Here is a 15,139-nt window from a genome sequence, read left to right on the forward strand (position 1 = left end):
GACTTGTGAGATTATTACTTTGTTCTCAACAAGACCTAGACTATTGGTTAACTACTGCCACTATGAAAAAAATTGTCTGCTCTATTCAAAGGAAACATTTAAAATATCCAGCTAAATGCTCATATTTTATCTATAAAAGAACGGTTATACCCTTTTGAAGGCATACAAAAGCCCCTGAGGGCATATCCTAGGGATTCTTTCGTTCTCATATATACTTCACAAGTATAGGCTAATTTGATTTAAATTGCAAGTAAAATTTTATGTAACTGAGAATTGTTCTAATTTCTCATTTTTTGATTGAAATCTGTTCATTTTTCACAAACTCATTCAAAATATTCGGAAATTCCTCTTAACCGTAGCAGAAATTTGTTTTCTGTTCCTATTTATAATAGACTATCACTAACATTACATGAAAAGGTGATTCTATGACATTAAACCAACTGCTTCAAAAACTGGAAGCTACCAGCCCTATTCTCCAAGCTAATTTTGGAATCGAGCGCGAGAGTCTACGTGTCGATAGGCAAGGACAACTGGTGCATACACCTCACCCATCCTGTCTAGGAGCTCGTAGTTTCCACCCCTATATTCAGACTGATTTTTGCGAGTTTCAGATGGAACTCATCACACCAGTTGCCAAATCTACTACTGAGGCTCGCCGATTTCTGGGAGCTATTACTGATGTAGCTGGCCGCTCTATTGCTACAGACGAGGTTCTCTGGCCTTTATCCATGCCACCTCGTCTAAAGGCAGAGGAGATTCAAGTTGCTCAACTGGAAAATGACTTCGAACGCCATTATCGTAACTATTTGGCTGAAAAATACGGAACTAAACTACAAGCTATCTCAGGTATCCACTATAATATGGAACTGGGTAAAGATTTAGTTGAGGCCTTGTTCCAAGAAAGTGATCAGACCGATATGATTGCCTTCAAAAACGCCCTCTATCTTAAGCTGGCTCAGAACTACTTGCGCTACCGTTGGGTGATTACCTATCTCTTTGGGGCCTCACCCATCGCCGAACAAGGTTTCTTTGACCAGGAAGTTCCAGAACCTGTGCGTTCCTTCCGTAACAGTGACCACGGCTATGTCAATAAGGAAGAGATTCAAGTATCCTTTGTAAGTCTAGAAGATTATGTCTCAGCCATTGAAACCTATATCGAACAAGGAGATTTGAATGCAGAGAAAGAATTTTACTCAGCTGTTCGTTTCCGTGGACAAAAGGTTAATCGTTCCTTCCTTGACAAAGGAATCACCTACCTAGAGTTCCGTAATTTCGACCTTAACCCTTTTGAGCGTATCGGTATTAGTCAGACTACTATGGACACTGTGCACTTACTCATTTTAGCCTTCCTTTGGCTTGATAGCCCTGAAAATGTCGACCAAGCTCTTGCACAAGGCCACGCGTTAAATGAGAAAATTGCCCTCTCTCATCCTCTAGAACCTCTACCTTCGGAGGCTAAAACTCAGGACATTGTAACTGCCCTAGACCAACTGGTGCAACACTTTGGACTTGGTGACTATCATCAAGATCTGGTTAAGCAAGTTAAGGCAGCCTTTGCGGATCCAAATCAAACGCTCTCTGCCCAGCTCTTACCCTATATCAAAGACAAATCTCTAGCCGAATTTGCTTTAAACAAGGCTCTTGCCTATCATGATTACGACTGGACTGCCCACTATGCTCTCAAGGGCTATGAAGAGATGGAACTCTCCACCCAGATGTTGCTCTTTGATGCCATCCAAAAGGGGATTCACTTTGAAATATTGGATGAGCAAGATCAATTCCTAAAACTTTGGCACCAAGACCATGTTGAATACGTCAAAAACGGTAACATGACCTCAAAAGACAACTACGTGGTTCCCCTTGCTATGGCTAATAAGACCGTAACCAAGAAGATTCTAGCAGATGCTGGCTTTCCAGTTCCTTCAGGAGACGAATTTACCAGTCTTGAGGAAGGACTTGCCTACTACCCTCTTATCAAGGATAAGCAAATTGTTGTCAAACCCAAGTCAACTAACTTTGGTCTGGGAATTTCCATTTTCCAAGAACCTGCCAGTCTTGACAACTATCAAAAAGCCCTTGAAATTGCTTTCGCAGAAGATACCTCTGTCCTTGTTGAAGAATTTATTCCAGGAACCGAATACCGTTTCTTCATCTTGGATGGGCGTTGTGAGGCTGTTCTTCTGCGTGTCGCTGCCAATGTTATTGGTGATGGCAAACACACCATTCGTGAACTAGTCGCTCAGAAAAATGCTAATCCATTGCGTGGCCGTGATCACCGGTCACCTCTGGAAATCATTGAGCTAGGAGACATCGAACAACTAATGTTAGCTCAACAGGGTTACACACCTGATGATATTCTCCCAGAAGGAAAAAAGGTCAATCTGCGTCGTAATTCCAACATCTCTACAGGTGGTGACTCTATTGATATCACTGAGACCATGGATTCCTCTTACCAAGAATTAGCCGCAGCCATGGCAACTAGCATGGGCGCCTGGGCTTGCGGGGTTGATCTGATAATTCCAGATGAAACTCAAATTGCCACCAAGGAAAATCCTCATTGCACCTGCATTGAGCTCAACTTTAACCCTTCGATGTATATGCACACCTACTGTGCTGAGGGTCCTGGCCAAGCTATCACTACTAAAATCCTAGATAAACTTTTTCCAGAAATAGTGGCTGGTCAAACTTAATAGCTGTAACTTTAGGAACCTAAAAGCACCTTTATCATAATGATAAAGGTGCTTTTACTCTATTAGCCACACTCTCCTGCTTCTTCCTCAGGATGAGCTTCCATGTACTGGATGCGCTCTATATAGGCATCTTGAGCCTGGTTGAAGGCTTCCTGATCTCTATATGGATAATCTATATAAAATAGGTCCCGCCAACCATTAAACGTTTGGCTATTGTAAAAACCTTGAATCTTGGTAGGAAGGAAATCCTTGTTGTAGCTGATACGCAACTTAAGCAAGTCCTTGTCCTGAAACTGAGTGATGATACTACTGAAAGACTCCTGCCCTTCCAGACTAGACCAAACCTTCTTAAGAGTAATGTCTTGACTATAATGGTTAGACTTAATACGATTTTTATCCACAGGTAGCTTTTGAGTGGCTACTAAAAGGTAGGATAACTCCCCTTGAAAATAAGCTTCAATAGTCAAGTCACCAAGACTAGACCCATACAAGATACCATCCTTAATGGCAATATTTGACCCAAAAAGTCTCTGGCCAGCCACATCAAAGGACATCCCTTCATCCTGCCTATAGAGCTTGATGGCGTAGGCATCCCTTACACGATAGAAATTTTTAGCGATGAAAACATTATCTAGGGTCTCATTCTTTTTTGTCTCCACCTTGGGGCTTGTAGCTTTCTTGGTAAAAGCTGTCAAACCCATTGAGCACAAGATTAGAACGAATATAATCAAGGTAAGCATTGTAGACCTGAAGCCTGTCTTCTGTCTTAACTTGTCTCCATGTTTCAAGGTCTTTCAAGCCTCCCTTTTTAACAATATCAGCATAGTGCCCACCGTTTAAGACATTCTTGGCATTTTTCCACTTTCGAACCATCTTGCGTCTAATCGCATTGTCGGTAGGGTGACGAACGTCGAGATAGGTATGGCTATTATTGAGATAGGCTGGTAGGTCAGCATTCAATCCCTTAGACAGCCCATAGTTAGCAGAGTCCGTATCGGCAATGTCAGCACCATCTTCAATCTTGTAATGCTTGGGATTAGAGTCGATGCTACCGTCTTTCCTTTTCTTGTAGACATTCCACTCAGAAACAAATTTCCTTGTATCCATATTGACAATAAATTCAATAAAGCGGGAATTGCTGACACCGTAAGCTCCCATGACACTGGTCTGAGGTAGCTGAATTTTCATGTTCTCTGGATAGGTAAAGTCTCCCAAGCTTCGATTATGATAGGAAGCACCTGTAGTATAATCCAACTTAATCTTCTTGTCCTTGCTGTAAGCCAGAAGCTTGTCTAAATCCGTCTTGCCCTTGTAATTGGTCCTAATATAGTCCATGGACTGCTTATCAATCCAAGACCTAAAAAGGTGGAGCTTGATACCTAAGTCATCTATACCAAGCCCTAAATCCGTCTGATACGTCTCCATAATAGCCTCACGGAAGTAACTGTAAAAAGGACTGGTCGGCTCTAGCTTTTTGGAAAATTTATAACCTGACTTTCCTAACTGGAGGAACTGGTACTTATCCACATAAACCTGCATGTGAGTCATAACCAAATCAAGCTTGTCATGATTAGGTAGTTGAGAAGCTTGAAAAAAGTCTGTATAGGTATCTGAGCCTACTTCCTTACTTTCTTGGTCAATATCCTGTAGAACCTTGTCTAGCTGGGTTAGGGAAGTCTTCTTCATCTTACTTCTCACCTGAGCCACATAAGCAGGCTTAATGGTCGGATCCCAGTGGTCACGAGCCATAATGGCATCTTCTTTTTGAGAAATCAAGGTCAACCGTTTCTGATAAGACTCGTCCTCCAAAGCAAGCTTTAAAGCTTTTGATGGCGTAGCTTGAACCACAGATAAATCACCGTAGATATCTGCTTTGAGGACAAGATTTACCTGCATATCATATGAATGATTGACATGGAGAACTAAGCGAATCTTCCCATCTTCCTTCCTAACAGACAGATCGTCGAGTTGATAAGATTGGATAACCCCAGCATGACTAAGGGCCAGTCTGTCTAGATTTTCCAAAGAATCCTGATAAATATAGGAAATCTCAGGGTCTTTGACCTTCTTTACCAGAGATTGATTTCGCTGTCGGTTAGAAACCACAAGACCAAGTATAAGGATTACAGTCAGAGCACTTGCCAGATACTGTAAAATTACTTTCTTCATAGTACTTACATTATAGCATAGGAGGACAAAATATTCTGAAAACTATTGGCAAACGCTGCAAACAAATGAAAAACAGGTCGACTAAGACCTGTTTGGTTTGATTGTTTATAAATCACTCAAGCGACGATGCTTAATATTTAAGTCAAAATAAGCTTTTTCTTGAAGTTTGCGGAATATCTCTCTGTAGGCTTCTTCGTCAAAGTGATCACCACGATAGAGAATCTCAAAGCTTAAACCTTCATATTCCAAGAAGGCATTGGAAGTCTTGAACCCATTACGCTTATAAAAATCCCAACATGCCTCACGTTGCTTAGGATTGTCATTTGGTTCATCCAAGCGTTCTACTTCCAAGACCATAGAACGCGATGATCCATAAAAGTCCACCAGTTTATCAATAATCTCACTTCCGTAGCCATGACTCCGCATTTGAGGTACGATGGCAAAGTGACGTTAAGTCAAGTTTTTAGAGTAACAAACGTAGAATTTTAATCTATTTATTTCAAGCACTTACCTTTTCAAATTGATTAGGGGAAAATAAAAAGTTAGCTTTCAATTAGTCTAAAATAGCATAGTATCAGACACTTGCAGAATTCTAACTGTATTTTATTTTCAATACAACTGATTATCAAATGCAATATTTTGGATTGTATTTCAATTTGAACTCTGTGTTAATCACGAAATCTATAATCTTCTAACTTAATAACCTCATCATAATTATCTTTATTGAATTTATGAGCAATTTCAATAATTGTACAATCTTGAGAGTAAATAAGCTGTCGAATCTCTTTGGCATTCGTATCATCCAATGAAGCTGTTACCTCATCAACAAGTAGAATGGGCTTCAATCTAAGCAAAGCTCTGGCAAGTTCTAATTTCATCATTTGACCACCTGATAGATTTTGTCCATCAAGGTATAGTTCAAGATTATTGCCAACTTCCTTAAGAAGATTAACTTTCTGTAACACATCTATTATACTACTGTCTGAAAAATCTTGGAAGAGAGTTACATTATCTCTTAAACTACCTTTAAAAATATAAGGCTTTTGATGAATGACTGATACACAATCATACGATGGCTTAAAAGACATTCCATTCTCACTTTCAAAAGAAATAGTTCCTGAAAATTCAGTATCTTCACCGCTTAAAAGTTTAAACAGAGTAGATTTTCCACTACCGCTTGCTCCCGTCAGTAAAACCTTTTTTCCAAAAGGAATATTAAGAGATAACTGTTGAAAGAGATTTTTTTCTCCAAATGATTTACTCAAATGATCAATATCAATACATAATTTTCTTCCTTCAACGTTTTTTTCCTCTACTTCAGTAAATCCATCACTTAACTGTAAAATAGAAACTACCTTATCTCTAATAGCTGTGGAGGATTGTAGACTAGAAGTACCTTCTAGCAATTGTTGTAATGGAGAAATAAGATTCATCGAGGCCGTCATCATGGCCAGTAATGTCGTCAGAGTTAAAGAGGTTGTTCTCATCAAAAATAAGCCTATCATCAGAGGGATAACTAGCCCTATACCTTTGAGAGGTCCTGTCCAAAACATGACTAAATTATGACTTATAAAATAATGGTATTGCTTCCTTTCAGTGTTTTTGATAGCATCCAACACATGGGCTGAAAACTGATGGCTAGCCTGACTACTACGAATAGTATCTATTCCTTTGGTAAAATCTGTGATAGAAGCCATACTGTTTTCTCTAGCTTTACTTAATTCCTCCCCCCGTCTCTTCAACATCTTATGAAAGATAAACTGGGGTATAATCATTAAAAATCCCCCAACTGTAAACATCAGACCTAGTTGGATATGTTGTATCAAAAGATAGAACACAGAAGCTAGAATAGATAGTCCAAAGATAGGATAAATAATGAGCGGGGCCAGATACTCTTGCCAAAACATTGGAATATCTTGTGCTAAAAAGGAATTTAATTCTGATGGACTGTATTGCAATGTTCTTTGATAGAACGTCTCAATAGCTTTTTTAGAAATAAGAACATTAAATTCTTCAATGATTGCTCGTGCTAGGATATTATTGACATACATACAAGCATAGATAAAGACAAATAATAACACTCCACTTAATCCAAATGTTAGTATCATTCGATTGTCATTTACATCAACTTTTCCTGCTCCCTGTATGAGAAATGAAGTAACTAAGCCTTGTAAGGAATATAGTAGCGAAAATAATAAATAAAAAAATAATTTAGTTTTTGAGATATGCCTAAAAATAGTTCCCATCTCATTCCACCTTCAATTCATAATTGACCTTATTGGATAAAATCGCAAGTTCAAAATTTTGTAAAATATTTTGTCGCATACGTTGGCACTTTTCATTAAACGTCCGTTCATTAAAAATATCACGTTTAGGACAAGCTCCACCTTTACAAATCAATAATAATTGGCATTTCGAACATTTCTGTGAAAATTCATAGTTGTTTATCCAGAGTTTTTGTTTTTGATCATCGATAACAAAACTATCTAAATTTCCAATTTTATTTTCTTCATCATATAATGCTACCGTACATTTTAAAAGGTTTCCTTTTGTATCAATGGTGTAGGTATGCTCTTTTTGAGCATAGCAGGCATAGAAATTACTTCTAAACAATAAGTGATCAAATAAATTGTATCCTTGTTTAATTGCTTTTTGAGATAGTTCAAAAGAAACATCCTCTGCAAATCTTTTAACCTCGTATCCTTCTTTTCTATCCCCACATCCCCAATCACCAACATTTCTAAAAAGTAATTGAAATCTCTTGTCCCTTTTAAATAATTGCGCATCTGTTACTAAGAAATTCTCCACATCTGAATAATTTTCTTTGGAAACATTTAATCGTATTAGTATATGGAAGTTCAAGTCTAATTTCTGAGCATTGCTAAGATTTTTTATTATACGGTCATACGAACCATGTCCATTTTTTAAAACCCGTTGATTATCATGACCCTCTTTAGTTCCATCAACTGTAATTTGATAGGACTGGACTTGACATTCTGTGACCAACCTTGACAAAGTTCTACTATTTAGCAAGTAGCCGTTAGTCGTCATATCAGAATGATAGCGAATTCCATAGGTTGATGATAACTCAATTAGTGCTTTGGAAATATCTAAAATGTCTCTATAACCTAAAAGAGGCTCCCCACCAAACCAAGAAACATGAATATCTTTAAATTGGTATTGTTCAAATTTATTTTTCACAAATTTTAAAATACTCGATTTTTGTGATTCTATGGTACAATCTACAAATTTTTCATAACAATACTTACATCTAAAATTACAATCTCCATGAGCAAGTATAATGATTCTAAGAGTTGATACATCTCTGTCCCTAAACATTTGTACGATACTGTCAATAATTATGTGTAAACACTCAAGTAGAGTTGAAGAATGTTAATCAAATAAGCTTTCAAGTGTGTCAGCACACTGGCCAAACCCTTTATGGATGCGTTGATTTTGCTTGAAATTATAATCTTCAAACAGGGTAACTAAATAACGTTCCAGAGCCTCCTCGTTAGGAAAAAGAACCTTCTTTTTCGTTTGACGTTTGATTTCTTTGTTAAGAGACTCAATGAGGTTTGTCGAATAAATGCTATGCCAAATCTGGTAGGAAAACTGATAAAAAGTTAAAAGATTATCCGTATTCTCCAGACTTTCCATGACTTTCCTATACTTTGGTTTCCATTCGGCGATAAAGTTCTCTAAAGCTTGCACTGCCATTTCTAAATTTTCAGCACGATAAATCGTTTTAAATTGCTCCAGAATAACCGCTCTATCTGCTCGTTTCACTTTACTAGCCAGATTTCGACTAATATGAATTAAGCAACGTTGTTGTTTAGCTAATGGGTAAGCCTGATTGATAATCTGTTCAATCCCCTTGAAGCCATCGGTCACTACAAGAGAAACCTGTTGGATTCCTTGGTTTTGAAGCTTGTCTAACAGGGTGGACCAAGAAGCATTGTTTTCATTTGGGGCGATTTCATATCCAAGAACAGCCTTCTGTCCTTCTGGTGTAATGCCAAGTGCGATATGAATACATTCTTTACTAACGGTTCCACGTCTTAAGGGAAGACAGGTTCCGTCAAGAAATAAAACAGAGTAATTGGCTTCTAAGCTTCGCTCATGAAAAGTAGCGACATTCTCCTGAGTTGCTTTTGAGATATTAGAAATTGTGGCAGGACTATAGTGATGACCATACATTCGCTCGATGATATCACTAATTTCTCGAGTCGTTACACCGGTTTGATAGAGTTTGATAACCATCTCTTCCAAGTGGTCATCTCGACGTCCATAAGCGGGAAGCAAAGCTGGACTAAAGTTCCCATTACGATCTCTAGGAATACTCAACTGAACAGTCCCATATTTGGTTTCGAATTTCCGTGCATAGCTTCCGTTACGACTATTCCCAGAATTATAGCCTAATTTATCGTAAAGTTCATACCCTAAAAAGGCTGATAACTCTGCTTGAAGCAGATCATTCATTGCTGTTTCAAGAGAAGTACGGAAAAATTCATCAATATCTTGCTTTTGGGCTAGGAAGTTAAGTAGTTCTGTGGTAAACTGAGTCATAGGAATAAATCTCTTTCTAGTAATGTTTTGCAACTCTACTATAACGGATTTATTCCTTTTTGTGTTTACACAACTTATTTTACACTACCATTTGTACTGCTTCTTCCAACTCATTTCTTTCTGGTAAAAATTTTCTTGTATAAAGAAAATTATAAAATTGCTTCCTAGTTTTACTATCAGTTTCAATTTTTTCAAATAAACGATTTTCAATTTTAACCGCCAAATTATTCTTTGTATTAAACAAAAAGGTATGTTCTTTCTTTGGGATTGATACAACATAACGTGAATACTTCATCAAAACTTCTCCTTATAAATAATATTTCAAGAGCAGAAAGCATACTCTCTCTGCTCCTAAAATACAAATTATATAGAACAAAGTGAACACTTCCACATAAGTTCGAGAGAACTACTAACTCAATGACTGGTCAATTGTATTAGCGACAAAGTGAACATAGGATTGATCGGAATGCATTTAGCAGCCTGAACCGCATACAAAATTTTTGAAGATATCATAATCTTGATAAAAATCATGTTCAACAATTTCATTGATAACCATGTTTCTTTCCCTTTCCTTTTTGATATCAGTATTATATAATATAAAAATTGTGAAAAGGAAAAATTTCGGAAATCCGAACATGACTAATAGAGAAAAATTTAAGGCAATTCGTAAGCAAAGAAAACTATCTTTAAAAGCACTTGGAGAAATTGCTGGTTCTGCCACCAGTATTTCAGATTTTGAAAATGGTCATACAACCCTTTCTAATGATGTTCTATTTCGACTTCTAGGATTTATGTTAGTTGAAATTAATGAATTCTTTGAATGGAAAGATTTCCGAGACAAAGATTTTTACCAGCTAACCGAGCAGTTAGAAGAGGCACTGAATAACAAAGATACTCAGATACTTTCCGAACTAAAATCATATCTCTATGAGTTATCAGATCAGAAAGGTCAATACATTTACAAAATTATAGCTCGCGTTTTAGAGGTAATCATCTGCGAACTAAAGCAATTAACCGTTCCTCAAGATACCATTTTTCAACTCACTGACTACTTTATTTCATTAGAGGACTGGACAAATCTTGATGTCGGTCTGCTTGGTAATCTCGTCCCTTATTTTACATCGGATGCTCTTATAGTCCTCACTAATACTATTCTCGAAGATACTCCTCAGTCGCTAAAAAATAACCTAGATCGTATTAAAATTGATACCGTCCTAAACTGCCTATCTGTTTTTTTAGAACGAAAAGAAAGAAACGCTAGCCAAAAACTTCTGACATTATTATTTAACAAAAATTATCCAACCTATTTTTCTTTTGAAAAACTATATCTACATGAACTTAAAGCCATATTTGATTATCTTTGGGGTGACAAAGAGGAGGCTTTAAAAATACATCAAACTATTCTAGAGACAATTAATATTATTTTTAATCCTGAGGCAGTGAAGGAATGGGATGATAACTTTAGAAAAAACACATCTCAACTAGCATAACTAACTAATTTTATTTCAACATAGAAAACACTTAGATTTTTTTGTGATAAGTATTTGACTTTGAAATAAATTTATTCACCAAAAGCATAAATTTATTTCAAAGTCACAGACAACCTGTGCACCAGTTTCACGCACTAGTGGAATCAATTTGTTATAGACCTTGTTTCCAAGATTGCTTGGTGCTGATCCAGCAAAAACAACCACATCATCGGCACTTACCTTTTCAAATTGATTAGGTGTAAGATACCCTAAACTTTGATGGATTCGTTTTGAATTATAAAAGGCTTCGATGTACCAGAAAATACTCTGATAGGCTTCTTCAAAGTTCTTATATTTAAATTGATACACCCACTCTCTTTTTAAATGTCCATGCCAAGATTCAAGACTGGCATATGATAAGGGTGTCCCCTTCGACTGAAAGAGTGAGTCATCCCATAATACTTAAGCAACTCTTCATACTCTAGACTCGTATACTGGCTTCCTTGGTCAGAATGAAGAATAACAGCTTCTGGATAGTCTTGTGATTTAATGGCCTTATTTAAAGTTCTTTGCACTAATTCTACAGTCATTCGCTTGCCCAAATCCCAAGCAATGACTTTTTTAGTATAACGATCTATAATGGTTGAGAGATAAGCCTATCCTTGTTGAGTAGGAATATAAGTAATGTCGGTTGACCAAACCTTATTTTTCTTTGTAGGTTCAGTCTGTATGAGATTTTTTTGATTGATGTGATCACTTAGTGAGTATCCAGGCTTAAATTTCTTAATGACTACAGACTTGAGTTGAAGTTGCTTCATTAGCTTCTGTACGAGTTTTAACCCGACTTTTTCCCCTTGTTTAAGTAGAGGATGATGAATTTTAGGAGCACCATAGATTCCTCGGTTAGCATTGAAGAGTTGAGAAATTTTGAGTGACAGGTATTGTCTCCTTAATTGAGTTTTAGATGGATGTCGGTTAATCCGTTCATAATAACTTGATTCAGGAACATCAAGGAGTTGACAGCTTAGTCTGACATTGAGTGCTAAAGTTTGTATGGTTTGAGCCATATCCGCAGCACTCACTTCTTTTTCTCGGCGAATATGGTCAATACTTTTTTTAAGATGTCTCGTTCTTCCTTAACTTTAGCCAGTTGTCTTTTTAATTCTAGAAAATCAGCTTTAGAGACGGAGCTTTCATTAGATTTAGAGCAGAGGTCTATCCATTTATAAATTGTTGCAGGGGCCACGTCGTATTCTTTAGACAGCTGGGTGACGGATTGACCAGAATGATAGAAGGCGATAAGGGTTTCTTTAAATTCTTTTGAATAGCGTTTTTTCATGTTTTTGTCCTTTGTCTAAATTATACAATAGTGACTCTAAGATTTAAGGATAACATCACCTTTACGTTTCACCAAGAACTTATAAACTTGCCCTTCTTCAGGAAGGGCTGAACTTACCTCCCAAACACCGATATGGTTTTTGGTCATATCCAGAGGTTCATCAAACCAACCTGTGAAATCTCCAATTACCTGAATCTGCTCAGCATGAGGGGCCCACACACGGAAGACAAATCCTTCTTATCTCTCCAATTAATGCACACCCAGATGATTCTGAAGGTGGAAGTTCTCACCTGTTCCAAACGTTTACATGGCTTCATCGAGATTCATACCATCACTCCTTCCTAAAACTAGCCTTGATAGATCTAACTATCAAGAAATTAAAACATTGAAATATATGTAAATACACTAGAAAACCCTTCAGATTGATCGGGCTCACGAGTGAATAAAACTGATTGTGTAAACGTTTTCTGTATTATAACATTTTTTGACTGTCTCGCCAGTAAATCTCCAAATCTTTTTTTCATATTATTGAACACAAAAGTCTTACGTAATTTTCCAGAAATGTGTAATTCAACAATACCTGAATCGTACTCCGCTTTTGCGACATAGAGATTATCATATATATCCGCATATGAACGATATGAAAATTCTGCTACTGTTCGCTTGCGTTCAATTAATTTGGCAATTTTATCAATCAATTCTTTCTTAAGAGTCACCTGATTCCAATCCACCCTATTTACTTCATCAGGGGCATTGTAGCTATTCATAGCACGCTTAACATCTTCTTCTGTGTAATTTCCATCTCCACCTGTTGCAACCATCTTACTACGCTGGAATTCTTGTCCCAACTGCATGAAACACATCCCTTGCATACTTAGATTAAGAGCATTTGCCAAGTAGATACGTTTTTCAATATCTTCTGGCGAATCATGTGGATGCAAATGATGCATAAGATCATTCAAATTGTAATTGTCATGAGCTTCAATATAGTTGAGGCCCTGACCTGGCATGAGGTAGTTTAAAAAACCACGGCTACCAAGCAGGCTCTTGGCAATCTAGTCTTCCAATGGGGCTCCAGACACATAGCCATTACTGATGTACCCATAGACCTCTGCTCCCTTGACCGCGTCACGCGCATTATCATTGAAAAATCCGATTCTAGGCATCGAGGCTGCATTATCCTTCTTGGCCTTTTGGTCTACAGGAAGATCAATTCCCATATCCCATCTTTCACCATATAGAAGAATCCTAGGATCAATATCATCCATGGCCGAACGAATGGCATTCATAGTAGCAACATCATGCAAGCCCATAAGGTCAAAACGGAAACCATCCACTCCAAATTCTTCTGCCCAATAGGTCAAAAAATCAATCATATACTTACGGTACATTTCCTTTTCACTGGCTGTTTCATTTCCACATCCTGACCCGTCTTGGAAAGACCCATTGTCATGCATACGGTAGTAATAAGCCGGCACAGATAGTTGGAAGGTAGAGCTGTAAGATGAGTAAGTATGGTTATATACCACATCCATGATGACCCCCTATTCCTGCCTCATGGTAGGTCTGAATCATTTTATTAAGCTCTAAAATTGGTGCCACGGGATTCTTTTGATCAGCAGCAAACTGACGATCCGGGACATTATAATTCTAAGGGTCATCCCCCCAGTTGTAGAGAAGCTTCCCATCTTTATCGTAGGTTTTATGGTGATCAAAGACCGGTTGCAACTGGACATAGTTGTAGCCCATGAGTTTGAGGTAATCAAAGCCAGTCACATCTCCCTTGTCATTTTTTGTCACTTTCTGACAGGCACCTAGATAGGTTCCTCTATAGGATTTCTTAACACCAGACGTCTCTGAAATTGAGAAATCACGGATGTGCATCTCACAGATAACGGATGAGCAAGCATTTGGCTTACGCCAACTCGCTTTTTGTTTGGTAACCTTTTCATATCCTCGTGGGACAAGTCGTTTAGGATCGACCACCAAACTTTTTTATTATCTAAACTAAGTGCGATTCTATAAGGATCTCTCGTATCCTGATAGAAGCTTTCCTCATGATAAACACGAAACTGGTAAGCTACCCCATCTAGATGCTTTTTGACAGTGGCACTCCAAACACCCTGAGTATTCATCTCATGACGGTCCTTATTGACACTGTTTCCTCGACTCATCTTAATGACCTTAGGATTTTTACTCCCCTTTTTAAAAAGTAAGAGCTGCACACAACGAGCTAGGGGTGACCAAAGGCGAAACTCTGTCGCCCCTCTTTCATACTTATGCCCTAACCAGCCTTGAAAACCCCACTTCTGGTCAAATTCCTGTCTACGAAGAGCCATATCAAAGGCATGCTGATCGCGACCCTCAAAACTATGGCTAGTCAAGGCTGCCTGTTTAGAATAATAAACCGTTGGATCACCTTCAACTATCCAAATAGCATTGGGAGCACCCCCTAGGAAGCGTCGGACACGATAATCATGTGTTTGCCTCGACCAGTCTTCCGTTTTGACCAAAAGATTGACAGAATCAATAAAACGATTGGAGGGAGAAGTAACCTGACCAACAAGGCCAAAATCATCCTCACGTGAAAAATGGGCCTCTTCGCCCCAATAACAATCTAGCCACTTCCACATACTGTATCGGGAATAGTCGCCATGCATACTATGAAAATGAACGGTTAATAAATTGTCATTTTTTTACTCCTTAGTTTTTATTACTCACTTTTTCTACTATTATAGAAGAAAATGTTCGTTTTGTAAGCGTTCTTATGGGATGTTTTGCAATTTTTTGGTCTATTTTGAACATAAAAAAAAGAATGAGAAAATTTGCGCCGAAACAGTTACTCTCTCATCCTTTTATTATATTTAAAACATATGTAAATGGTGGGTAGTACTTTTCCTATC

General features: G+C 37.7%; 8 protein-coding genes and 5 pseudogenes. 2 read left to right on the plus strand and 11 right to left on the minus strand.

Going from position 1 to position 15,139, the window contains the following annotated elements; translation table 11 throughout:
* The first annotated feature begins 425 nt into the window (after positions 1 to 425).
* Positions 426 to 2,690, plus strand: a complete 2,265-nt coding sequence (gene gshAB, locus E3C75_RS09605) for a bifunctional glutamate--cysteine ligase GshA/glutathione synthetase GshB (RefSeq protein ID WP_100262614.1) — start codon at positions 426 to 428, stop codon at positions 2,688 to 2,690.
* 62 nt (positions 2,691 to 2,752) lie between these two features.
* Here the strand turns inward: gshAB and E3C75_RS09610 are convergent, their stop codons facing one another.
* The 7 genes and pseudogenes from E3C75_RS09610 to E3C75_RS09640 form a co-directional block, all read right to left on the minus strand.
* Positions 2,753 to 3,349 (minus strand): hypothetical protein, encoded by a 597-nt coding sequence (locus E3C75_RS09610; RefSeq protein ID WP_084828969.1) that lies wholly within the window; start codon positions 3,347 to 3,349, stop codon positions 2,753 to 2,755.
* Positions 3,330 to 4,859 carry a DUF1310 family protein gene (locus E3C75_RS09615; RefSeq protein ID WP_084828970.1) on the minus strand — a complete coding sequence of 510 codons (1,530 nt, stop codon included), beginning with the start codon at positions 4,857 to 4,859 and terminating at the stop codon, positions 3,330 to 3,332. Before E3C75_RS09615 ends, E3C75_RS09610 begins: the two co-directional genes overlap by 20 nt.
* Before the next feature lie 105 nt (positions 4,860 to 4,964).
* Positions 4,965 to 5,303 (minus strand): annotated as a pseudogene (locus E3C75_RS09620) (GNAT family N-acetyltransferase); the annotation flags it as partial.
* Positions 5,304 to 5,527: 224 nt separating this feature from the next.
* On the minus strand, positions 5,528 to 7,105 hold the full coding sequence (locus tag E3C75_RS09625; RefSeq protein ID WP_100273505.1) for an ATP-binding cassette domain-containing protein: 1,578 nt from the start codon (positions 7,103 to 7,105) through the stop codon (positions 5,528 to 5,530).
* A gap of 1 nt (position 7,106) precedes the next feature.
* The gene (locus E3C75_RS09630; protein ID WP_223899712.1) at positions 7,107 to 8,198 is read right to left on the minus strand and encodes a radical SAM/SPASM domain-containing protein; all 1,092 of its coding nucleotides are present in this window, start codon (positions 8,196 to 8,198) and stop codon (positions 7,107 to 7,109) included.
* A gap of 54 nt (positions 8,199 to 8,252) precedes the next feature.
* On the minus strand, positions 8,253 to 9,428 hold the full coding sequence (locus tag E3C75_RS09635; protein ID WP_111679662.1) for an IS256 family transposase: 1,176 nt from the start codon (positions 9,426 to 9,428) through the stop codon (positions 8,253 to 8,255).
* Positions 9,429 to 9,507: 79 nt separating this feature from the next.
* The gene (locus tag E3C75_RS09640) at positions 9,508 to 9,723 is read right to left on the minus strand and encodes a hypothetical protein (protein WP_133264038.1); all 216 of its coding nucleotides are present in this window, start codon (positions 9,721 to 9,723) and stop codon (positions 9,508 to 9,510) included.
* Positions 9,724 to 10,063: 340 nt separating this feature from the next.
* Here E3C75_RS09640 and E3C75_RS09645 point away from each other — a divergent pair, with 340 nt between their 5' ends.
* Entirely contained in the window at positions 10,064 to 10,918 is an 855-nt protein-coding gene (locus E3C75_RS09645) for a helix-turn-helix domain-containing protein (RefSeq protein ID WP_111679663.1), read from the plus strand.
* Between the two features lie 96 nt (positions 10,919 to 11,014).
* Here the strand turns inward: E3C75_RS09645 and E3C75_RS09650 are convergent.
* From E3C75_RS09650 to pulA, 4 pseudogenes are all read right to left on the minus strand, one after another.
* Positions 11,015 to 11,134 (minus strand): annotated as a pseudogene (locus tag E3C75_RS09650) (1-phosphofructokinase); the annotation flags it as partial.
* Positions 11,129 to 12,236, minus strand: a pseudogene (locus E3C75_RS11315) (IS3 family transposase); the annotation flags it as partial. The pseudogenes E3C75_RS09650 and E3C75_RS11315, both read right to left, overlap by 6 nt.
* A 42-nt stretch (positions 12,237 to 12,278) precedes the next feature.
* A pseudogene (locus E3C75_RS09670) lies at positions 12,279 to 12,563 on the minus strand (1,4-alpha-glucan branching protein GlgB); the annotation flags it as partial.
* A gap of 50 nt (positions 12,564 to 12,613) precedes the next feature.
* Positions 12,614 to 14,869: pseudogene (gene pulA / locus E3C75_RS12170) on the minus strand (type I pullulanase).
* Between the last annotated feature and the right edge of the window lie 270 nt (positions 14,870 to 15,139).

Source organism: Streptococcus thermophilus, from assembly GCF_010120595.1.
GTDB lineage: Bacteria > Bacillota > Bacilli > Lactobacillales > Streptococcaceae > Streptococcus > Streptococcus thermophilus.